Source organism: Microbacterium sp. WCS2018Hpa-23, from assembly GCF_031843845.1.
Taxonomy (GTDB): Bacteria; Actinomycetota; Actinomycetes; order Actinomycetales; family Microbacteriaceae; genus Microbacterium.
In genome coordinates, this window is the sequence record NZ_JAVTIZ010000001.1 from 689,458 (window position 1) to 709,137 (window position 19,680).

General features: G+C 67.3%; 18 protein-coding genes. 15 read left to right on the forward strand and 3 right to left on the reverse strand.

Annotated elements, in window-relative coordinates:
• The 3 genes from ilvN to RQG77_RS03225 all read left to right on the forward strand — a co-directional run bounded on the left by ilvN (position 1) and on the right by RQG77_RS03225 (position 2,996).
• Positions 1-510: an acetolactate synthase small subunit gene (ilvN, locus tag RQG77_RS03215; RefSeq protein ID WP_056278631.1), complete on the forward strand. Its 510-nt coding sequence runs from the start codon at positions 1-3 to the stop codon at positions 508-510.
• A gap of 47 nt (positions 511-557) precedes the next feature.
• Positions 558-1,586: a ketol-acid reductoisomerase gene (gene ilvC, locus RQG77_RS03220; RefSeq protein ID WP_056509566.1), complete on the forward strand. Its 1,029-nt coding sequence runs from the start codon at positions 558-560 to the stop codon at positions 1,584-1,586.
• Positions 1,587-1,730: 144 nt separating this feature from the next.
• Positions 1,731-2,996 (forward strand): alpha-L-fucosidase, encoded by a 1,266-nt coding sequence (locus RQG77_RS03225; RefSeq protein WP_311243396.1) that lies wholly within the window; start codon positions 1,731-1,733, stop codon positions 2,994-2,996.
• A 16-nt stretch (positions 2,997-3,012) separates the two neighbouring features.
• Here RQG77_RS03225 and RQG77_RS03230 read toward each other — a convergent pair whose 3' ends face one another.
• Positions 3,013-4,158: an ROK family transcriptional regulator gene (locus tag RQG77_RS03230; protein ID WP_311243397.1), complete on the reverse strand. Its 1,146-nt coding sequence runs from the start codon at positions 4,156-4,158 to the stop codon at positions 3,013-3,015.
• Positions 4,159-4,359: 201 nt separating this feature from the next.
• On the opposite strand from RQG77_RS03230, the gene RQG77_RS03235 reads away from it, so the two are divergent.
• The 6 genes from RQG77_RS03235 to RQG77_RS03260 are packed head-to-tail and all read left to right on the forward strand — an operon-like array spanning position 4,360 to position 11,394.
• Positions 4,360-5,616, forward strand: a complete 1,257-nt coding sequence (locus tag RQG77_RS03235; RefSeq protein WP_311243398.1) for a sugar ABC transporter substrate-binding protein — start codon at positions 4,360-4,362, stop codon at positions 5,614-5,616.
• A gap of 44 nt (positions 5,617-5,660) precedes the next feature.
• The gene (locus tag RQG77_RS03240) at positions 5,661-6,566 is read left to right on the forward strand and encodes a sugar ABC transporter permease (RefSeq protein ID WP_311243399.1); all 906 of its coding nucleotides are present in this window, start codon (positions 5,661-5,663) and stop codon (positions 6,564-6,566) included.
• A complete protein-coding gene (locus RQG77_RS03245; RefSeq protein WP_311243400.1) occupies positions 6,556-7,467 on the forward strand; it encodes a carbohydrate ABC transporter permease in 912 nt (303 codons plus the stop codon). The genes RQG77_RS03240 and RQG77_RS03245 overlap by 11 nt, the downstream gene beginning before the upstream one ends.
• Positions 7,468-7,469: 2 nt before the next feature.
• Positions 7,470-8,444 (forward strand): ROK family protein, encoded by a 975-nt coding sequence (locus RQG77_RS03250; RefSeq protein WP_311243401.1) that lies wholly within the window; start codon positions 7,470-7,472, stop codon positions 8,442-8,444.
• A 56-nt stretch (positions 8,445-8,500) separates the two neighbouring features.
• Positions 8,501-10,045 carry a M81 family metallopeptidase gene (locus RQG77_RS03255; RefSeq protein WP_311243471.1) on the forward strand — a complete coding sequence of 515 codons (1,545 nt, stop codon included), beginning with the start codon at positions 8,501-8,503 and terminating at the stop codon, positions 10,043-10,045.
• Complete coding sequence (locus RQG77_RS03260; protein WP_311243402.1) at positions 10,042-11,394, forward strand: alpha-L-fucosidase; 1,353 nt, start codon at positions 10,042-10,044, stop codon at positions 11,392-11,394. The genes RQG77_RS03255 and RQG77_RS03260 overlap by 4 nt, the downstream gene beginning before the upstream one ends.
• Before the next feature lie 67 nt (positions 11,395-11,461).
• Here the strand turns inward: RQG77_RS03260 and RQG77_RS03265 are convergent, their stop codons facing one another.
• Positions 11,462-12,397, reverse strand: coding sequence for a hypothetical protein (locus RQG77_RS03265; RefSeq protein WP_311243403.1), 936 nt, complete (start codon positions 12,395-12,397; stop codon positions 11,462-11,464).
• Positions 12,398-12,475: 78 nt separating this feature from the next.
• On the opposite strand from RQG77_RS03265, the gene RQG77_RS03270 reads away from it, so the two are divergent.
• The 3 genes from RQG77_RS03270 (at position 12,476) to serA (ending at position 15,060) form a co-directional block, all read left to right on the forward strand.
• Positions 12,476-12,997 carry a hypothetical protein gene (locus RQG77_RS03270; protein WP_311243404.1) on the forward strand — a complete coding sequence of 174 codons (522 nt, stop codon included), beginning with the start codon at positions 12,476-12,478 and terminating at the stop codon, positions 12,995-12,997.
• Entirely contained in the window at positions 12,994-13,329 is a 336-nt protein-coding gene (locus RQG77_RS03275; protein WP_311243405.1) for a hypothetical protein, read from the forward strand. The genes RQG77_RS03270 and RQG77_RS03275 overlap by 4 nt, the downstream gene beginning before the upstream one ends.
• A gap of 126 nt (positions 13,330-13,455) precedes the next feature.
• Positions 13,456-15,060 (forward strand): phosphoglycerate dehydrogenase, encoded by a 1,605-nt coding sequence (gene serA, locus RQG77_RS03280; protein WP_311243406.1) that lies wholly within the window; start codon positions 13,456-13,458, stop codon positions 15,058-15,060.
• A gap of 79 nt (positions 15,061-15,139) precedes the next feature.
• Here the strand turns inward: serA and RQG77_RS03285 are convergent, their stop codons facing one another.
• Positions 15,140-15,685, reverse strand: a complete 546-nt coding sequence (locus tag RQG77_RS03285; protein WP_311243407.1) for a TetR/AcrR family transcriptional regulator — start codon at positions 15,683-15,685, stop codon at positions 15,140-15,142.
• A 111-nt stretch (positions 15,686-15,796) separates the two neighbouring features.
• Here RQG77_RS03285 and RQG77_RS03290 point away from each other — a divergent pair, with 111 nt between their 5' ends.
• From RQG77_RS03290 to RQG77_RS03300, 3 genes are all read left to right on the forward strand, one after another.
• Positions 15,797-17,332, forward strand: a complete 1,536-nt coding sequence (locus RQG77_RS03290) for an MFS transporter (protein WP_311243408.1) — start codon at positions 15,797-15,799, stop codon at positions 17,330-17,332.
• A 75-nt stretch (positions 17,333-17,407) separates the two neighbouring features.
• On the forward strand, positions 17,408-18,451 hold the full coding sequence (locus RQG77_RS03295; RefSeq protein ID WP_311243409.1) for a 3-isopropylmalate dehydrogenase: 1,044 nt from the start codon (positions 17,408-17,410) through the stop codon (positions 18,449-18,451).
• Between the two features lie 60 nt (positions 18,452-18,511).
• Complete coding sequence (locus RQG77_RS03300) at positions 18,512-19,612, forward strand: branched-chain amino acid aminotransferase (protein ID WP_120493376.1); 1,101 nt, start codon at positions 18,512-18,514, stop codon at positions 19,610-19,612.
• The last annotated feature ends 68 nt before the right edge of the window (positions 19,613-19,680 follow it).

Genomic DNA, 19,680 nt, shown 5'->3' on the forward strand with positions numbered 1-19,680 from the left:
ATGTCGACTCACGTGCTGAGCCTCCTCGTGGAGAACACCCCGGGTCTGCTGACCCGAGTCGCAGGGCTCTTCGCCCGCCGCGGCTTCAACATCGACTCGCTCGCGGTGGGCGTGACCGAGGTGCCGGGAATCTCGCGCATCACGGTGGTCGTCGACCTCGAGGACCTCCCTCTCGAGCAGGTGACCAAGCAGCTCAACAAGCTGATCAACGTCATCAAGATCGTCGAGCTCGATTTCCCGACGTCGGTGCAGCGCGAGCACATGCTCGTCAAGGTGCGCACCGACAACGCGACCCGCTCGAACGTCATCGAGGTGGCGAACCTGTTCCGCGCATCGGTTGTCGACTACGCGTCCGACGCGCTGGTGATCGAGGTCACGGGGGACCGGGGCAAGGTGGACGCCATGCTGCGCGCCCTCGAGCCGTTCGGCATCAAGGAGATCGCGCAGTCGGGCCTCCTCGCCATCGGTCGCGGCGGCAAGAGCATTACCGAGCGCGTACTGCGCGGCTGAACCCAGACATCACAGACGTACACGAACATCAATCAAGGAGAAAACCAGTGAGCACCGAGATCTTCTACGACGCAGACGCCGATCTGTCGATCATCCAGGGCAAGAAGGTCGCCATCGTCGGCTACGGCTCGCAGGGTCACGCGCACGCGCAGAACCTTCGCGACTCGGGTGTCGAGGTCGCGATCGCCCTCAAGGAGGGGTCGAAGTCGGCGCCCAAGGCGGAGGAAGCCGGATTCGCGGTCAAGACCGTCGCCGAGGCCACGCAGTGGGCTGACCTCATCATGATCCTGGCGCCGGACCAGCACCAGCGCACCATCTACAGCGAGTCGATCGCGCCGAACCTCACCGAGGGCAAGACGCTCGCCTTCGCGCACGGCTTCAACATCCGCTTCGGCTACATCGACGCACCCGAGGGCGTCGACGTCATCCTCGTCGCTCCGAAGGCCCCCGGTCACACCGTGCGTCGTGAGTTCGTCGCCGGTCGCGGCATCCCGGACATCATCGCCGTCGAGCGCGATGCATCCGGCAACGCCTGGGCGACCGCGCTCTCGTACGCGAAGGCCATCGGTGGCACGCGCGCCGGCGTCATCAAGACCACGTTCACCGAAGAGACCGAGACCGACCTGTTCGGCGAGCAGGCAGTGCTCTGCGGTGGCGTCAGCCACCTCGTGCAGGCCGGCTTCGAGACCCTGACCGAGGCGGGCTACCAGCCGCAGATCGCCTACTTCGAGGTTCTGCACGAGCTCAAGCTCATCGTCGACCTCATGTGGGAGGGTGGCATCGCCAAGCAGCGTTGGTCGGTCTCCGACACCGCCGAGTACGGCGACTACGTCTCGGGCCCCCGCGTCGTCACCCCCGAGGTCAAGGAGTCGATGAAGGCGATCCTCGCCGACATCCAGAACGGCGCCTTCGCGAAGCGCTTCATCGACGACCAGGACAACGGCGCCGAGGAGTTCCTCGCGCTGCGTGCCAAGGAGGAGACGCACCCCATCGAGGCCACCGGCAAGGAGCTGCGTTCGCTCTTCGCATGGAAGCAGCAGGACGAGGACTACGTCGACGGCAGCGCTGCGCGCTGACGCTGACTCGATCCGACGTCAGTGCGCTGCGCTGACGCTGATTCGATACTCGAAAGAACGGGCATCCCTCCGGGGGTGCCCGTTCTGCTGTATATCCTTGCTTCGCTCGCGCTAGACATCCGATGTCTGTGCCAGGATGGAGGCATGCGACAGGAATGGTTTGACGACGCCCGGTTCGGCATGTTCGTGCACTTCGGTCTGTTCAGCGGGGCCGCCAGACATGAATGGGTGCAGAACTACGAGCGACTGACCGACGACGACTACCGCCAGTACTTCGAGCATTTCGACCCGGATCTCTTCGACGCCGCAGCCCTCGCGCGCACCGCGAAGGAGACCGGCATGGGCTACGTCGTGCTCACGACGAAGCACCACGAGGGGTTCTGTCTCTGGGACTCTCAGCGCACGGACTTCACGTCGGTCGCCGCGACGGGGCGCGACCTCGTGCGCGAGTATGTCGACGCGCTGCGCGCGGAGGGGATCAAGGTGGGCTTCTACCACTCGGTCATCGACTGGCATCACCCGCACTTCACCGTCGATTGGAATCATCCGCGACGGGACGACGCCGATGCGCACGAGCTCAACGTGGGCAGGGATATGGGCGTGTACCGCGAGTATCTGCACGCGCAAGTGCGCGAGCTGCTGACGGGGTACGGCGACATCGACTACCTGTTCTTCGACTTCACGTATCCCGAGGAGAAGGACGGCTGGGCGGGGAAGGGACCCGATGATTGGGACGCGACCGGTCTTCTCGCGCTGTGCCGCGAGCTGCAGCCGAACATGCTGGTGAACGATCGGCTGGGCATCCCCGCGGACTTCGTCACGCCGGAGCAGTATCAGCCCACGGCGCCCATCGTCCGGGATGGTGTCGCCCTGACATGGGAGGCGTGTCAGACGCTCAACGGGTCGTGGGGCTACGACCGCGACAACACGGACCAGAAGTCGGCGACGCTCCTGACGCAGATGCTCGTGGACTCCGTGTCGATGGGCGGCAACATGCTCCTCAACATCGGCCCCGACGGGCGGGGAGCGATCGCGCCGCGAGATGCGGTGACGCTCGGCGAGATCGGCGAATGGATGCGGCTGCACCGCGATGCGGTGATCGGGGCAGGACATGCCGACCTCACGCCTCCCCGGGAGGGCGTCTATACACGACGGGGCGACCGCCTCTATCTGAGTCTGTTCTCGTGGCCGATGGGCTTCGTGCATCTTCCTGATCTCGCAGGGAGGGTCACCTATGCGCGCCTGCTGAACGACGGCTCCTGGCTCAAGACGAGCAGGTCGGATCCGCAGCAGCAGGCAGACCTGATGACCCCGGCGGGCGAAGCCGAGGGGACGCTCACCGTGCACCTGCCGGTGCGGCGCCCGGACGTGCTGATCCCGGTGATCGAGCTGACGCTCGCGGGGGAGTAGCGGATGTGGCGGCGGTTCAGGCCGCTGCCACATCCATGCCCTCGAGGGCGAGCCGTGCCGCTCCGCGGAGGATGGCGTCGGCGCCCGTGGACGCGGATTCGATGCGGAGGTGCTGGGTGGCGAGCGGATGGCACGCCTCGTAGACCCGGCTGCGCACCGCGGCGATGAAAGGTTCGGAGGCGCTCATGCTCCCGGTCAGGAAGACCGCGTGCGGGTTGAAGAAGTTCACCACGCCGGACAGCGCCTGTCCGAGATGAGTGCCGGCGGTGCGCACGAGTGTCGTGGCGAGCGGATCCGCGTCCCTCGCGAGCATCAGCACGTCAGAGGTCGTGCGCACGGAATCTCCACCGCGCTCCCGCATCTGGCGGACGAGGCTCGCGCCACTGGCGACCGTCTCGAGGCATCCGGTGTTCCCGCACGAGCACGGGATGTCGCCGCTTCCGTCGATCCGGGTGTGCGTGATGTCGCCGGCGGCGCTCGTCGCGCCCCGGTGGATGCGTCCGTCGACGATCACTCCGCTGCCGATCGCGGTGCCGGCTTTCACGGTGATGCTGTGATGCGTGTGTCCGAACTGCTCGCGATGCTCGCCGAGGGCTGCGAGGTTCGCATCGTTGTCGACCGAGACATGGGTGTCGAAGCGCGCTGCCAGATGCTCGCCGACTCGGAAGCCGGGCCACCCCGGCATGCGGGAAGGCTGATCCACCGAGCCGGTGACGGTGTCCACGGGCCCGGGGAGGCTCACCCCGATCGCCTGGATCCTGGCGTCTGCAGCGAGGCGGACGAACGCGGCGGAGATTCGCTCGAGCGTGGCCTCGGGCCCGTCGGTGAGGTCGATGGCGAGTGACTCGGTGCCGAGCAGGGAGCCGCTGAGAGTGTGGCGCCCGATGCGGGCGTGCCGGCCGCCGATATCGGCGGAGAGCACCACTCCGTCGCCGGCGATCTGCAGCACCCGTGGTCGCCGCCCTCCGCGCGACGTTCCGTCGCCTGCCTCCTGAAGTACACCCGCGTCGAGGAGTGACTGCACCTTGATCCCCACGGTCGACGCCGCGACACCGAGCGCTGCGGCCAGCTCGCTCCGTGACCTCGCCTCGCCACGGGCGACGAGATCGAGGATGCGTCGTGCGTGGGTGTCCTCGGCGAGGTGGGGCGAGGTGTCGGGCATGAAGCTCCTTCGTGGTCGAAGCAAGGTCAGCGTATCGGTGCGACCGTGCGTTTCCGGCTCATTACGAAATATCAAGCTCCGATAAACATCGGATGTTCGGCTTGCGGGGCATTGCGAAGTGTGACAGCCTCACTTCATACGAAATCCTACTAGGTTGTTTCGATACTCGAAATAACCGCATCCTTCCCGAGGAGTCATTCAATGAAGAAGTTGCGTGTGGGGGCAGCCATCGCTGTCGCCGGCGTCGCGGTGGCGATGACCGGTTGTGCAAGCGGTGACGCCGGTGGATCGGCCGACGGAGACGCGATCGTCGTCGACATGTGGGCGGGCAGCGAGTCCGACGTCGACGCGCTGGAGGCGCAGATCGCCTTCGCTCAGGAACAGAACCCGGACATCGAGATCAAGCTGCAGACGTCGCCGTGGAGCGACTTCTTCACGAAGCTCACGACCAACATGGCCAGCGGCAACATGGCCTGCATCACCGGGATGAGCGGTGCTCAGCTCGGTGGATACACGCAGGGGTTCCGCGAGCTGAGTGCGGACGACCTCGAGACCGCGGGGATCGACTGGTCCGAGTTCAACCCGAGCGCCGACGGCATCCTGAGCTTCGAGGGCAAGGTCTACGGGGTTCCGTTCGACGTCGCCACGATGCTCGTGTACTACAACCAGGACATGCTCACCGCCTCCGGTGCGGCCACTCCGGAGGTCGGCTGGACCTTCGACGACTTCGACACGATCGCGGCCGATGCGACGAAGGACGGAAAGTACGGCTTCGCCATGGGTATGGGCGGCTATCAGTGGATGTCGATGCCGATCGCGTACTCGGCGACGCAGCCGGCATCCGAGGACGGCACCCTTCACATCGACGAGAAGGCCTTCGTCGACGCGGCCTCCTGGTACGCGGGACTCGTGGACGACAAGAAGGTCGCTGCACCCGTGGCATCCGCATCCGACACCGGGTGGGGCGAGAACCAGTACTCGGGCGGCAACGCCGCGATGGCGGTCGACGGCACCTGGAACGCCGTCACCTACCTGAACAACGAGTCGGGCTTCGCGGCCGGAATGGCGCCGCTTCCGGCAGGTGTCGACGGCAACCCCGGTCCGATCCTCGGCTCCGGCTACGGCATCTCGGCCAACTGCGAGAACCCCGAGGCCGCGCTCAAGGTCCTTGGCTCGCTTCTCGGTGAGGACGCCCAGGACTACATCGCGTCGTCCGGTCGCTCCTACCCGGCCCGCATCTCGTCGCAGCCGCTCTACTTCGAGTCGATCGACGAGCAGTACCGCGACCAGGTGAAGTCGGTGTTCGAGGCCGCCTTCGGCGACACTGTGCCGCTGTACATGACACAGAACTGGCAGAAGCTCGACAGCTACATCCAGCCCAACCTGGTGAGCGTCTACAACGGCCAGATGTCTATGGAGGAGCTGCTCTCGAACGCGCAGGCGCAGTTCGGCGAGTGACCCGGTTCGGGTCACTGCAGCAGTAATCGACGAAAGAAACTGAGATGACGATCACGACGAGACGTCGAGGATCGCTCGCCAAGGTCGAGGCCCGCCAGGCGCTGGGATTTGCCAGCCCAGCCCTGGTGGGGCTCGCCCTGTTCACGATCGTGCCCGTGGGGCTCTCGATCGTGATGAGCGTCTTCGACTGGCCGACCTTCGGCGAGCGAAGCTTCAACGGTGTGGACAACTACATCAAACTGTTCACCAGCAGTCCCGACTTCTGGCCGGCCCTGCGCAACTCCGCGGTGTACACCCTGCTCTATGTACCGCTCAGCGTCGCCCTCTCGCTCGTGCTCGCTCTCGGGCTCGGGCCGCGGATCCGCGGCCGGGGCGCCCTGCGCGTGCTGTTCTTCATCCCTGTCGTGACTCCGATGGTCGCGAACGTGCTGGTCTGGAAGATGATGCTCCAGCCTCAGGGGCTGTTCAACGGTCTGTCCGAGACCTGGTTCGGCATCCAACTCCCCAACTTCCTCGCCGACCCCTCGTGGGCGATGATCATGGTCGTCGCGATGAGCGTCTGGCAGGGACTCGGCTACAACATGCTGATCTTCTCCGCCGCCCTCGAACAGCTCCCGGAGAGTGTGCTGGAGGCCGCGAGCATCGACGGAGCCCAAGGGTTCCGTCGGGTGTGGAGCATCGTCATCCCGATGATCTCTCCGTCGATCTTCTTCGCGACGATCATGACCATGATCACCTCGCTGCAGGTGTTCGTCCAACCGCAGCTGCTGACCGGCGGAGGCCCGGGCAACGCCACCAAGCCCCTCGTGATGTTCATCTGGGAGCAGGGCTTCACCTTCGGCGACCTCGGCCTCGCCGCCGCGGCCGCCTGGATCCTGTTCGCGATCATCATCGCGATCACCGGCCTGCAGTTCGCCGCACAGAAGAAGTGGGTGCACTATGAGCACTGAGACCCTCACCACGCCCACATCCGCTATGCGGACGCCGCGAGAACTGCGCCGCGCGCGCGGCGCCGCGACCACTCCGGCAGCACGTGTCCGCCTCGTGATCGCGCACGTGTGCATCTACATCGCCGCGCTCGTGTTCGTCTCGCCGATCATCTATGCGTTCTTCTCGGCGCTGAAGCCGAACACCGAGATGTTCTCGATGCCGCCCACGCTCATCGGGTCGGAGCTTCGGTGGAGCAACTTCGTCGACGTCTTCGCATACGGCCCCTTCGTCACCTACATCGCGAACTCGTTCATCGTCGCGATCCTCGGCACCCTCGTCGTGCTCGTCGTCTCGACGACGGCGGGGTACGCGTTCGGTCGCCTGCGCTGGAAGGGGCGGGACGCGGTCTTCATCCTCTTCCTCGCGACACTGATGGTGCCCGCCGAAGTGCTCGTCATCCCGATGTTCCAGGTCATGCAGTGGTTCGACTGGGTGGACACGTACCAGGCGCTCGTGCTGCCGTTCGCGTTCGGCGCGTTCGGCACCTTCCTCATGAGGCAGTTCTTCCGGGGCATCCCCTACGAGCTCGAGGAGGCAGCCAGGGTCGACGGTGCAGGCCCCATCCGCTCGTTCCTGCAGATCATCCTCCCGCTGTCGAAGTCGGCGGTCGCCGTGCTCGCGGTGTTCACCTTCCTCACCTTCTGGAACAGCTACCTGTGGCCGCTCATCGTGACCGTCGACTACAACGCGCACGGAACGCTGCCGGTCGGTCTCGCGAGCTTCGCCGGCCTCACGGGCACCCGCTGGGACCTGCAGATGGCTGCAGCGATCATCTCGATGATCCCGACGACGCTGCTCGTGATCATTCTGCAGAAGCACCTCGTCAAGGGGATCGCGATGGCGGGGCTCGGCGGACGATGACGATGATCGGTCAGGAACAGAGGACGAACACGCCGGATGCGGATCCGCCCGGATCGTCGGAGGGCATCGTCGGCATCGACATCGGCGGCACGAAGATCGCCGGGCTCCTCGTCGACGGAACAGGCACGGTGCTTGCCAGAGGGAGTGTCCGTGCCCCGGCCGACCTGGGCGGCGACGCGATGGCGGACGCCGCGGCTCGGCTCGCGCTCGATCTCGCATCCGAGGCTTCCGCTCAGATCGTCGCGGTCGGCGTGGGCGCGGCAGGAGTCGTCGACCACGCCACCGGGACGATCCGGGCGGCCTCGGCGACGTTCGTGGGCTGGGCCGGCTTCCCGCTGGCTGACGCGCTCGTGTCGAGGCTCTCGGTTCCGGTGAGCGTCGAGAACGATGTGAACGCCTTCCTCCTCGGTGAAGTGGCCGCCGATCGACGCGCCGACGACGACGTGCTCGGCGTGATGCTGGGAACGGGGGTCGGAGGCGCGGTCATCATCGATGGCGACCTGAGACATGGCCCGAACGGCGCGGCCGGGGAGATCGGCCACACGCCCGGTTACAGCGACCTCGTCTGCACCTGCGGGCAGGTCGGCCACCTCGAGACCCTCGCGTCAGGGACATCGATCGGGCGACGATACGCGGAGCGCTCGGGTGATCCTGAATCGGATGCCCGCGTGGTCGCCGATCGCGCGCGCGCCGGAGACCCTGACGCCGTGGCCGTCTTCGCGGCCGCCGGCCGCGCGGTGGCGCTGGCGTGTGCGAGCGCCGCGACGCTCCTGGACCTGCCTCGAGCGATCGTGGGCGGGGGAGTGGCGGCAGCCTGGGATCTGCTCGAACCGGCGATACAGGCGACCCTGCTCACGGATGCGCCCGTGTCCGGTCTGCCGATCGTCATCACCCCGGCGAGGCTCGGCTCGGATGCCGTGGCCCTCGGAGCGATCGAAGCGGCACGCCGCACCCTGGCGCCGAAGGCGGCGCGATGATGACCCACGAGGAGGAACGGGCAGTGACAGAACGACCAGAGGCGAGTGAGATCTGGATGGGCGCCCTTCCGGGCCTGCAGACCGGCGGTCTCGCCCGACCGAGGATCGGGATCGCCGGCATCTCGATCGAGTCGAGCACGTTCTCCCCGCACGTCTCGGGAGACGAGGCATTCACGGTGCGGACGGGATCGGAACTGCGCGCCTACTATCCGTTCCTCACGGAGGGGCGTGAACTCGCAGAGGCGGCGGAGTGGGTGCCGCTCACCCATGGCCGATCGCTGCCCGGCGGTGCGGTGGATCCGGATACCTATCGGCGGATGAAGACCGCGATCGTCGACGGCATCCGCGCTCACGGCCCGTTCGACGGCTTCTTCTTCGACATCCATGGCGCGATGAGCGTCGTGGGCCTCGATGACGCCGAGGGCGATCTCGCCACTGCGGTGCGCGAGGCGCTCGGCCCCGACGCGCTGGTGTCCACCTCGATGGATCTGCACGGCAACGTGTCGGAGGTGCTTCGCGATGCCGTCGATCTCCTCACCTGCTACCGCATGGCACCGCACGAGGACTGGCTCAACACCAAGGAGCGTGCGGTCTGGAACCTGCTGGCCCGACTGCGGGGGCCTCATGGCGGCGATCCGCTCGGTCGGCGACCCCTCGTCGCGTGGGTGCCAGTGCCCGTCCTGCTCCCGGGTGAGAAGACGAGCACCCGCCTCGAGCCAGCTCGGGGGATCTACGCCGAGCTTCCGGGGATCGAAGCGCTGCCCGGTGTCGTCGACGCCTCGGTGTGGATCGGATACGCCTGGGCAGACGAGCCGCGCTGCCAGGCGTACGTCGTGGTCACGGGGGACGATCGTGCGGTCATCACCCGCGAGGCCGAGCGTGTCGCGCGGATGTTCTGGGACGCTCGAGAGGACTTCGTGTTCGTCGCCGAGACCGGTTCGCTCGATGAGGCCCTCGCGAAGGCCCTGACGCCGGGAGCCGCGCGACCGTACCTGATTTCCGACTCGGGCGACAACCCGACGGCCGGCGGCGCGGGAGACGTCACCTGGACGCTCGCACAGCTGCTCGAGCGGCCGGACATCACCGACGGCACGATCACGACGCTGGTGGCTTCGGTGTTCGACCCCGATGCGGTCTCGCAGGCGGTCACTGCGGGAGTGGGTGCCACGGTGTCGCTGTCGGTGGGGGCGCGCGTGGACGACGGTCCGCATCCGCCTGTCGATATCACCGGGACGGTCTTCTCCCTCACCGGCGGGGACCCTGATGCCGGTACGCAGGTCGTGATCGCGGTGGGCGGGCTGCACGCCATCATCACCGAGCGTCGCAAGCCCTTCCACCGCCTCGAGGATTTCCGCATGCTGGGACTGGAGCCCACGACCGCGGACGTCGTGGTCGTCAAGATCGGGTATCTCGAGCCTGAGCTCTACGATCTCGCCGAAGGGTGGACCCTGGCGCTCACGCCCGGAGGCGTCGACCAGGACCTGCTCCGTCTCGGGCACCACCGGCTGCGCGCCGGTGTGTACCCGTTCGATCGATCCGGCTCGCCGGATCTCACCGCCGTGGTGGGACGACGCGGCGACACCGAGGAGATAAGCGCATGATGAACTTCGAGAAGCGGACCGGGCCGGACCTCGGCACCGCGGCTCCTTCCTATCCGACCCACGGCGTGCCCGAGTGGTACCGCGACGCGAAGCTCGGCTTCTTCGTGCACTGGGGCCTCTACTCGGTACCGGCCTGGGCCGTGCAGCACGGCGAGGGTGTGAACATCCCCACCGAGAACGCCTACGCGTGGCACCAGTATGCGGAGTGGTACGGAAACACCGTGCGCATCACCGGCAGCCCGACGTGGGAGCGGCATCAGCGTCTGTACGGTCCGGGAACGTCGTATGAGGACCTCGCCGACCGATGGGACGCGTCGGCGTTCGACGCGGATGCCTTCGTCGGCGAGCTGGTCGACGCGGGCGCTCGGTACATCGTGCCGACGACCAAGCACCATGAGGGGTTCTGCCTGTGGGGCACCGAGACCACCGGATTCAATGCGGTCGCCCGTGGTCCTCGGCGCGACCTCATCTCCGAGTTCCATGACGCGACGCGCAGGGCGGGCGCCAAGTTCGGCGTGTACTACTCCGGAGCCCTCGACTGGCACGTCAGCGACTTCCCACCCATCGAGTCCGACACCGACCTCTTCCGGTACCGGCGCAACGACGAGCACTTCGCGCGATACTCCGCCGCTCAGCTCGACGAACTCGTGCAGCGCTTCTCGCCCGACCTGCTCTGGAACGACATCGAGTGGCCGGACGGCGGCAAGGCCGGTGACGACTTCGCGGTCGCCGCGCTGTTGCATCGGTATTTCGACGCGGTGCCCGACGGCGTGGTGAACGATCGATGGGGAGTGCCGTATCACGGCTTCCTGACGCGCGAGTACACCGACATCCCCGAGATCATCGCGGAGCCGTGGGAGTCCACGCGCGGGCTCGGATACTCGTTCGGGTTCAATCAGGATGAGGACTCCCGGCACTCTCTGTCAGGGGCGTCGCTCATCCGGCTCCTGGTCGACGTCGTGGCGAAGAACGGCAACCTCCTCATCAACGTCGGTCCTGCATCCGACGGAACCATCCCCGAACTTCAGCGCACCGCGATGCGCGAGCTCGGAGCATGGCTGCGCGCGAACGGAGACGCGATCTACGGAACCCGTCCGTGGATCCGAATGGGGGAGCAGGGCGGGGCGCCTCGCCGCTACACCCGGTCTGCCGACGCTGTGCACCTTCACCTGCTCGACCCGGCGGTCGGCGAGGTCGAGCTGCCCGCAGAGTTCGCCGGAGCGGATCTGCGCTGGTCCGACGGCAGCGTGGCGGAGACGGTCGTGGTTCCCGGCGCCGAAGGAGTGGCCATCGTGCCTGCAGGACTGCGCTCCGATTCGGTCGCCGTGCTCACGGCATCCGGCATCTGAACCCGTCGCATCGCACGAAGGGGCCCGGTGCGAATCGCACCGGGCCCCCTTCGACATCCGCGAGGAATCACTCCGACGGAGCGGCGTCCTCGACCTCGATCGGCGCGTCGGTGGGGTCTGCCCACACGGGAGCGGGAAGCAGCGTGTCTACGGCACCGCCCTGGATCTCACGCAGTGCGTCCTCGATCTCGTCGGCATTCTCGGGCACTGCCAGACCGCAGGCCCTGAGCTCCGACGCGAACTTGAGGGTCAGGCGGCTCTTTCCGGCCTCCACGGCCTCGGCTGTGGTGCCGGTGCGCTTCTCGCTGCCGGTCTGGATATCGGAGACCTCGTCGCACACGTGGTAGACCGCACCGCCGTCGACCCACACCACCTCGTCCTTGCCGAGTAGTTGAATCACCGCGGACTGGTCGGCGGTGTACTGCTCGACGGACGGCGGGGTGAAGTCCACGCCGATGACCGTGGCGAGGACGGCGAGGGCGATGCCGACGATGCCGGCGGTCGCCTTCTGCCCCTTGTCCATGTCCTTGTTGAGGAAGATCAGGATGATCAGCGGGAGGAAGGCGATGATCGCGATGATCGCGCCCAACTGGTTCTGCACGAAGAACCGGAGAGTCTCGGACTTCCGGGCCGGATCCAGGCGGTTGGCCTTCTTCCAGAGGATCGAGCCCGTGATGGCGAGCGCGGCGATGACGACGAGCAGCACGAGAAGCGTGATGAACGCCCACTGCGGGAACTGGGCAGTGACACCCTGCTCCTCGAGGAGTCCGGTGTCGGGGTCGCGCACGAGGGTGCCGTCCTCGCCCACGTACTCGCGCTGGCGGAGCAGCCAGAAGATGCCGACGGCCTCGGCGGCGATCGCGATGACCCACAGCGCGACGGCGATCCAGCGGAAGGTGGCCGCCTTCGACTTTGCGGCGGCGGTCGGCTTCCACCCTGCGGCGGGCTCGTCGACAGAGCCGCTCGGTGTGCTCTTGGCGACGTTCTCGTTCTGCTCTGCCACGGTGGTCCCTCCAGGCCGGGGCCGCTTCTGGCCCAGATGCCCCCGAGCATAGTGGACGCCGTGTCCTACGCTGGGGACATGACTTCCGATTCCGACGACGCCCTGAGCTGGGACGGCGACGAGGGCGGTGCTCCCACGGGGCGTGCTCCTAAGAAGCCCGCACAGCCGCGCTCGGCGCCGGCGGCGGCCGGTCAGGCCGAGCGCTCGGCTGACGACCCCGCGTTGCCGGAGGGCTGGAATGCCGTCGGCAAGGGGAGCGCTGCGGTCGTACGCCCCGGCGACGACGACGATGAGGAACACCAGCCGTTGAGCACCGCGATGCTGCTGATCCTGGGCATCGTCGGGGGTGTCTACCTCCTCTACAGTGTCGGTTGGGTCGTCGGCGGGCTGCGCCTCAAGCCGCTCGCGAACTTCTTCGTCGCGGACGCGATGTTCCTACCCTGGTTCGTCCTCGCCGTCGCGGCACCTCTGCTGTGGTTCCTTGCAAGTTGGGTGCTCACGCGTGGCAGGGCCGGGTGGATTCGAGTGTCCGCGCTCCTCCTCGGAGTCGTGCTCCTCGTGCCCTGGCCCTTCGTGACGGTGGGAGCGATCGGACTATGAGCGAGATGCAGATGTCACAGTCGACCCCGGCGGTATCGCCTCGATGGCTCACCGGGCTCGTCCTCGGGCTGGCGGGGCTCTTCTACGCCTACGCGATCTGGAACGCCGTGGCGCACCTGATCACCATGGCGCAGGTCGGGCTGAGCGGCGTCGGCTGGGCCACCCTGCTCTTCGGCGTCGTCTTCCCGGCGATCGTGTTCGTGTTCGCCTACCTCATCGGAAGACGGCGGTCGGCAGGGGAGCTCGCACTCGTGCTCCTGGCGGGCCTCGGCGTCGTCGCGGTGTTCTGGTTGAGCCTGCTCGCATACAGCCTGACACTCGCAGGGTCCTAGCGATTCTGCGGTCGCTCGACGTCACACGGCACGGAGCAGCGGAGCCGCTCGGGTACAGTTGAGGTGATCGCGCCCCCACGGTGTGCGGCGCATCGGCCCCCTGTCGCGCTGCCCCGAAGGATCCCTGTGCCGAAGCCCGTCGTGCTCCTCGCCGAAGTTCTCTCACCCGCCACGATCGAGGCCCTCGGTCCCGACTTCGACGTTCGCACCGTCGACGGCACCGACCGCGAGGCGCTCTTCGCGTCGCTCGCGGATGCCGACGCCGTGCTGATCCGGTCGGCGACGCAGATCGACGAGGAGGCGCTGACCCACGCGCCGAAGCTGAAGGTCGTCGCCCGCGCAGGTGTGGGCCTCGACAACGTCGACATCAAGGCGGCGACGACCGCCGGTGTCATGGTCGTCAACGCGCCGACGTCCAACATCGTCTCCGCCGCAGAGCTCACCGTCGGTCACATCCTCAGCCTCGCCCGTCGCATTCCCGCCGCGCACGCGTCGCTGTCGGCAGGTCAGTGGAAGCGCAGCTCCTTCACCGGGGCCGAGCTCATCGAGAAGACCGTCGGCATCGTCGGCCTCGGCCGCATCGGCGCTCTCGTCGCCGCGCGCCTCGCCGCCTTCGACATGCGCGTCGTCGCCTACGACCCCTACGTCACCTCGGCGCGTGCCCAGCAGCTGGGTGTCCAGCTGCTGACGCTCGACGAGCTCGTCGCCGAGTCCGACTTCCTCACGATCCACATGCCCAAGACGCCCGAGACCACCGGGATGATCGGTGCCGAGCAGTTCAAGGCCATGAAGCCGACGGCGTTCGTCGTCAACGTCGCTCGTGGCGGACTGATCGATGAGGAGGCACTGCACGCAGCCCTCGTCGCGGGTGAGATCGCCGGTGCCGGCCTCGACGTCTTCACCTCCGAGCCCCCGGCCGAGGGCGGCACGGCGCGTCCGCTCCTCGACCTTCCGAACGTCGTCGTCACCCCGCACCTCGGAGCGAGCACCGAGGAGGCGCAGGAGAAGGCCGGCGTCTCCGTGGCCCGTTCGGTGCGCCTGGCTCTCGGCGGTGACCTCGTGCCGGATGCCGTCAACGTGGCGGGTGGCGTGATCGACCCGTACGTCCGCCCCGGTATCTCGCTCGTCGAGAAGCTCGGGCAGATCTTCGCCGCTCTCGCGACGTCGCCGCTCACGAGCCTCGACGTCGAGGTGCACGGTGAACTGAACGACTATGACGTGAGCGTTCTCAAGCTCGCCGCCCTCAAGGGCGTCTTCACGAACATCGTCAGCGAGACGGTCTCGTACGTCAACGCACCGCTGCTCGCGGATCAGCGAGGCATCGCAGTGCGCCTCCTCAAGGACGACGTCAGCGACGAGTACCGCAACGTCATCACCCTCAGCGGTGCTCTCTCCGACGGTTCGCAGCTCTCGGTGTCCGGCACGCTCACCGGCCCGAAGCAGGCCGAGAAGCTGGTCGCCATCAACGACCACGCGCTCGAGCTGCCGATCGAGAAGCACCACGTCGTGATGCTCTACACCGACCGCCCCGGAATCGTCGCGGTCTACGGTCAGAAGTTCGGTGACGCCGGTATCAACATCGCCGGCATGCAGATCTCGCGTCTCGGCGCCGGAGACCAGGCGCTCAGCGTGCTCACGCTGGACTCGCCGGTGCCGGACGACCTGCTCGACGACCTGCGCGGATCCATCGACGCAGATCTCTTCCGTCAGATCGAGATCACCGAGGTCTGAGCAGCGCAGACCCGGATCAGCGGAGCGGGAGGGCAGGCCGAAAGGCGGCCCTCCCGCTTTCTGCGTGTGGAGCCGGGAGTCAGGGTGCCGTCGCGCGGAGCACGAGAGCGATCAGGTCCGAGAGCTCGTCGCTGCGGGGGACCAGTCGCTCCGGTCCGTGCACGTCGAGCGAGTTGTTGAAGTAGAGCCCGTCGCTCAGCAGCATCACGAGGTCGAGGCTCGCGGCATCCCGCACATGGGGGCGGATCGTGTCCTCCCACCGGTCTCGGTTCCTGCGGAGCGCGTCGGCTGCCGGGGCTGAGCCACCCTGGGCGAGTCGCGTCGCAGCGATCAGCACGCGATCCAGCGCGTCGTCCTCCATGACGGAGGTGCGCACGTAGTACGCCACCGGCCCCTCTTCGGCCGTCGTCATGCGCTCGAGATCCGCCGTCGTGAGCGCGTCGAGGCGTTCGATCAGCCCTGCGGCAAGATCTTCCTTCGATCCGAAGTGGTAGAGCAGCCCGCCCTTCGAGACGCCGGCGGCCTTGGCTGTCGCGTCGAGGGTGGCTGCGCGCTCACCGTCTTCGATGACGATCGCTTCGAAGGCGTCGAGAACGCGTTCTCGGGCCAGGGGAGGTCGGGGCATCGGGGTCCTCTGTTCGTCTTGCATCACAGTAGCGCGGCAGTGTGACGATTCTGTTACTATACCATCTGGACGGTTTAGTAACGAAGCCGCCGTGATCCTGAGAGGTGTTCCATGACCCGTACTGCGTCGATCCCGACGACAGAGACGGATGCTCCCCGCGTCGGAGCCCGAGGCTGGGCGGCGCTCGTCGTCCTCATGCTGCCGGTGCTCCTGGTGTCGGTGGACAACACGGTGCTGAGCTTCGCGCTCCCCGAGATATCGATCGCGCTCGCGCCCACGGGCGCCGAGCAGCTGTGGATCATCGACGTCTACCCGCTCGTGCTGGCCGGACTCCTCGTGACCATGGGCACCCTCGGCGACCGCTTCGGACGTCGGCGGATGCTGCTGATCGGCGCGACCGGCTTCGCCGCGGTGTCGGCCCTCGCGGCCTTCGCCCCGACCGCCGGCCTGCTGATCGCCGCCCGCGCCCTTCTCGGATTCTTCGGCGCGATGCTGATGCCGTCGACTCTGTCGCTCCTGCGTTCGATCTTCCAGAACCGGGACCAGCGTCGCCTCGCGATCGCCGTGTGGGCGTCGGCGTTCTCCGCCGGTTCCGCTCTCGGGCCGATCGTGGGCGGGTTCCTGCTCGAGCACTTCGACTGGGGATCGGTGTTCCTGATCGCCGTGCCCGTGCTCATCCCGCTTCTCATCGCCGCGCCGCTGCTCGTGCCCGAGAGTCGCGACCCGAACCCCGGTCGCATCGACATTGTCAGCATCGTGCTGTCGATGGCCGCGATGATCCCCGTGGTCTACGCGATCAAGTCGCTCGCGGTCGAAGGACCGAGCCTCACGGCCGGCGCCTGGGCGCTGCTCGGCATCGTGATGGGCTACCTGTTCGTGCGGCGACAGCTGCATGCCGAGGTGCCGATGCTCGACATGGCGCTGTTCCGCCGGGGCTCCTTCTCGGGAGCGATTCTCGTGAACCTGCTGAGCGTCGTCGCGCTCGTGGGCTTCCTCTACTTCGTGTCGCAGCATCTCCAGCTGGTCCTCGGTCTCTCGCCGATGGCGGCCGGCGCAGCACTCGTGCCCGGAATGATCGCGATGATCGTGGCCGGACTCTCGGTGGTGCCCGTCTCGCGTCGGGTGCGCCCGCACATCCTGGTGCCGGCAGGGCTCGTCTTCTCCCTCGCCGGATACCTGCTCGTCGCGTTCACGACCTCCGATCACGGTGTCGCGCCATTGATCATCGCCTTCGTGGTACTCGGCATCGGCATCGGCGCGGCGGAGACGATCTCGAACGAGCTGATCCTCTCCAGCGCGCCCGCAGAGAAGGCGGGGGCCGCGAGCGCGGTGTCCGAGACGGCGTACGAGCTCGGTGCTGTGCTCGGCACCGCGGTGCTCGGCGGCCTGATCACCGCGTTCTACCGCGGGGCGCTGGTCATTCCGCCGGGCATACCGGCAGATGCGGCGCACGCGGCGAAGGAGACGCTCGCCGGCGCCTACACCGCCGCCCAGGAGTTGCCGGCACAGCTCGGCGATGCGCTCTGGGATGCCGCATCCGCAGCCTTCGGCTCGGGCGTCCTGGTGACCTCGCTCATCGGCGCGGGGCTCGTCGTGCTGGCGGGCCTGATCGCGGCCGTCACACTGAGCAAGACCCCCACGCACTGACCAGTACGCTGGGAGAACCGGCCCGCTCGGCATCAGCCCGAGCGCTGGCCGGTTCATCCCGATGCAAGGAGTGTCATGTCGCGTGTCGTGAAGCTGGCTGTCATCCCCGGTGACGGAATCGGCCCAGAGGTCGTCGCCGAGGCCGAGAAGGTCCTCGATGCGGTCACCGCATCCAGTGAGGTGACATTCGACAAGACCCGCTTCTCGCTCGGCGCCGCTCGGTACCTCGAGACGGGCGACACCCTCACCGACGATGACCTTCAGGCGATCTCGGAGCACGACGCGATCCTGCTCGGAGCCGTCGGGGGCACGCCCGGCGACCCCCGGCTCAAGGACGCGAACATCGAGCGCGGGCTGCTGCTCAAGCTCCGCTTCACGCTCGACCACTACGTGAACCTGCGTCCCTCGAAGCTCTTCACCGGAGCTGCGGGGCCACTCGCGAACCCGGGAGACATCGACTTCGTCGTCGTCCGAGAGGGCACTGAAGGCCCCTACGTCGGCAACGGCGGCGCGATCCGCAAGGGCACCCCTCACGAGGTCGCCAATGAGACGTCGGTCAACACCGCCTTCGGCGTCGAGAGGGTCGTGCGCTACGCCTTCGACCTCGCCGAGCGGCGCGGCAAGAAGGTCACGCTCGTGCACAAGACCAACGTGCTCGTGCACGCGGGGGCGATCTGGCAGCGCATCGTGAACGAGGTCGCGTCCGAGCACCCCGACGTCGCCGTCGACTACCTGCACGTCGATGCGGCGACCATCTTCCTGGTCACCGACCCCTCTCGTTTCGACGTGATCGTCACGGACAATCTGTTCGGCGACATCCTCACCGACCTCGCGGGAGCGGTCACCGGCGGAATCGGACTCGCCGCCTCGGGCAACATCAACCCCGCAGGCGCGTTCCCGTCGATGTTCGAGCCGGTGCACGGATCGGCCCCCGACATCGCGGGGCAGCAGAAGGCCGACCCCACCGCCGCGATCCTGTCGGTGGCGCTGCTGCTCGACCACCTCGGGCTCACCGAAGAGGCTGCTCGCGTGAGCGCCGCCGTCGAGTCCGACATCGCGTCTCGCACAGGGGCGCGCACCACAGCGGAGGTCGGCTCCGCGATCACCGCTCTGCTCTGAGCGACAGGCGTAGGCTGAGACGGCGCGAGGTTGCGCGCCGCACGAGGAATGGATGATGAGATGACGACCATCGACGCCGAGACCACCGTGGCTCCGCTGGAGTTCGCTGTGACGAAGAACTTGACCGCTGCGACGCCCGGTCGCGTTGCCGAGGTTCACGAGAACCCGGGCTTCGGTGTGGTCTTCACCGATCACATGGTCGACATCTGCTGGTCCGTCAAGGGCGGATGGCACCGCCCGCGCGTGCAGCCGTACGGACCGATCCCGCTCGACCCCGCAGCATCCGTGCTGCACTACGCGCAGGAGATCTTCGAGGGCATCAAGGCCTACCGTCACGCCGACGGATCGATTCACACCTTCCGTCCCGATCGCAATGCCGCCCGTCTGCAGGCCAGCGCCCGCCGCCTCGCGCTGCCGGAGCTGCCGACCGAGTACTTCATCCAGTCCCTGCGTGAGATCGTCAAGGTCGACGGACGTTGGGTGCCGTCCGGTGAGGATCAGAGCCTGTACCTCCGCCCCTTCATGTTCGCCAAGGAGGCCTTCCTCGGTGTCCGCGCGGCGCAGAAGGTCGCCTACTACGTGATCGCGAGCCCCGCAGGCGCCTACTTCAGCGGCGGCGTGAAGCCCGTGCGCATCTGGCTCTCCGAGGACTACGCGCGTGCGGGCAAGGGTGGCACAGGCAAGGCCAAGACGGGTGGCAACTACGCGTCGAGTCTGCTGGCTCAGAGCGAGGCGTCGTCGAAAGGCTGCGACCAGGTCGTGTTCCTCAACGAGGAGCGCAATGTCGAGGAGCTCGGCGGCATGAACGTCGTGTTCGTCTTCAAGGATGGCCGAGTCGTCACGCCCGAGTCCGACAGCATCCTCGAGGGCATCACGCGGGACTCCCTGCTGCAGCTCGCGGAAGACCGCGGCTACACGGTCGAGAAGCGTCCGATCTCGATCGACGAGTGGCGCGAGGGCGTGGCGTCCGGCGACATCGTCGAGGTCTTCGCCTGCGGCACCGCCGCTGTCGTGACGCCGATCGGCGCCCTGGTGGGCGAAGGATTCGACGAGCCGCAGCCGCTGGGCGAGCTCGCTCTGTCGCTGCGTGAAGAACTCACGGACATCCAGTACGGCCGTCGCGAAGACAGGCACGGCTGGCTCCTGCGCCTCGACGCCTGACCGCCTCAGCGAACTCTCGAGACCCCGTCGCGCCAACTCCGCACGACGGGGTCTCGTCGTCCGTGACG

Bases quoted from the DNA above. Each gene is read 5' to 3' on its own strand.
- RQG77_RS03260 (WP_311243402.1), top strand. From the start codon at position 10,042: ATGATGAACTTCGAGAAGCGGACCGGGCCGGACCTCGGCACCGCGGCT.
- RQG77_RS03275 (WP_311243405.1), top strand. From the start codon at position 12,994: ATGAGCGAGATGCAGATGTCACAGTCGACCCCGGCGGTATCGCCTCGA.
- RQG77_RS03245 (WP_311243400.1), top strand. From the start codon at position 6,556: ATGAGCACTGAGACCCTCACCACGCCCACATCCGCTATGCGGACGCCG.
- ilvN (WP_056278631.1), top strand. From the start codon at position 1: ATGTCGACTCACGTGCTGAGCCTCCTCGTGGAGAACACCCCGGGTCTG.
- RQG77_RS03230 (WP_311243397.1), bottom strand. From the start codon at position 4,158: ATGCCCGACACCTCGCCCCACCTCGCCGAGGACACCCACGCACGACGC.
- RQG77_RS03295 (WP_311243409.1), top strand. From the start codon at position 17,408: ATGTCGCGTGTCGTGAAGCTGGCTGTCATCCCCGGTGACGGAATCGGC.
- RQG77_RS03285 (WP_311243407.1), bottom strand. From the start codon at position 15,685: ATGCCCCGACCTCCCCTGGCCCGAGAACGCGTTCTCGACGCCTTCGAA.
- RQG77_RS03255 (WP_311243471.1), top strand. From the start codon at position 8,501: ATGGGCGCCCTTCCGGGCCTGCAGACCGGCGGTCTCGCCCGACCGAGG.
- RQG77_RS03300 (WP_120493376.1), top strand. From the start codon at position 18,512: ATGACGACCATCGACGCCGAGACCACCGTGGCTCCGCTGGAGTTCGCT.
- RQG77_RS03270 (WP_311243404.1), top strand. From the start codon at position 12,476: ATGACTTCCGATTCCGACGACGCCCTGAGCTGGGACGGCGACGAGGGC.
- RQG77_RS03250 (WP_311243401.1), top strand. From the start codon at position 7,470: ATGATCGGTCAGGAACAGAGGACGAACACGCCGGATGCGGATCCGCCC.
- RQG77_RS03240 (WP_311243399.1), top strand. From the start codon at position 5,661: ATGACGATCACGACGAGACGTCGAGGATCGCTCGCCAAGGTCGAGGCC.
- RQG77_RS03225 (WP_311243396.1), top strand. From the start codon at position 1,731: ATGCGACAGGAATGGTTTGACGACGCCCGGTTCGGCATGTTCGTGCAC.
- RQG77_RS03290 (WP_311243408.1), top strand. From the start codon at position 15,797: ATGACCCGTACTGCGTCGATCCCGACGACAGAGACGGATGCTCCCCGC.
- RQG77_RS03235 (WP_311243398.1), top strand. From the start codon at position 4,360: ATGAAGAAGTTGCGTGTGGGGGCAGCCATCGCTGTCGCCGGCGTCGCG.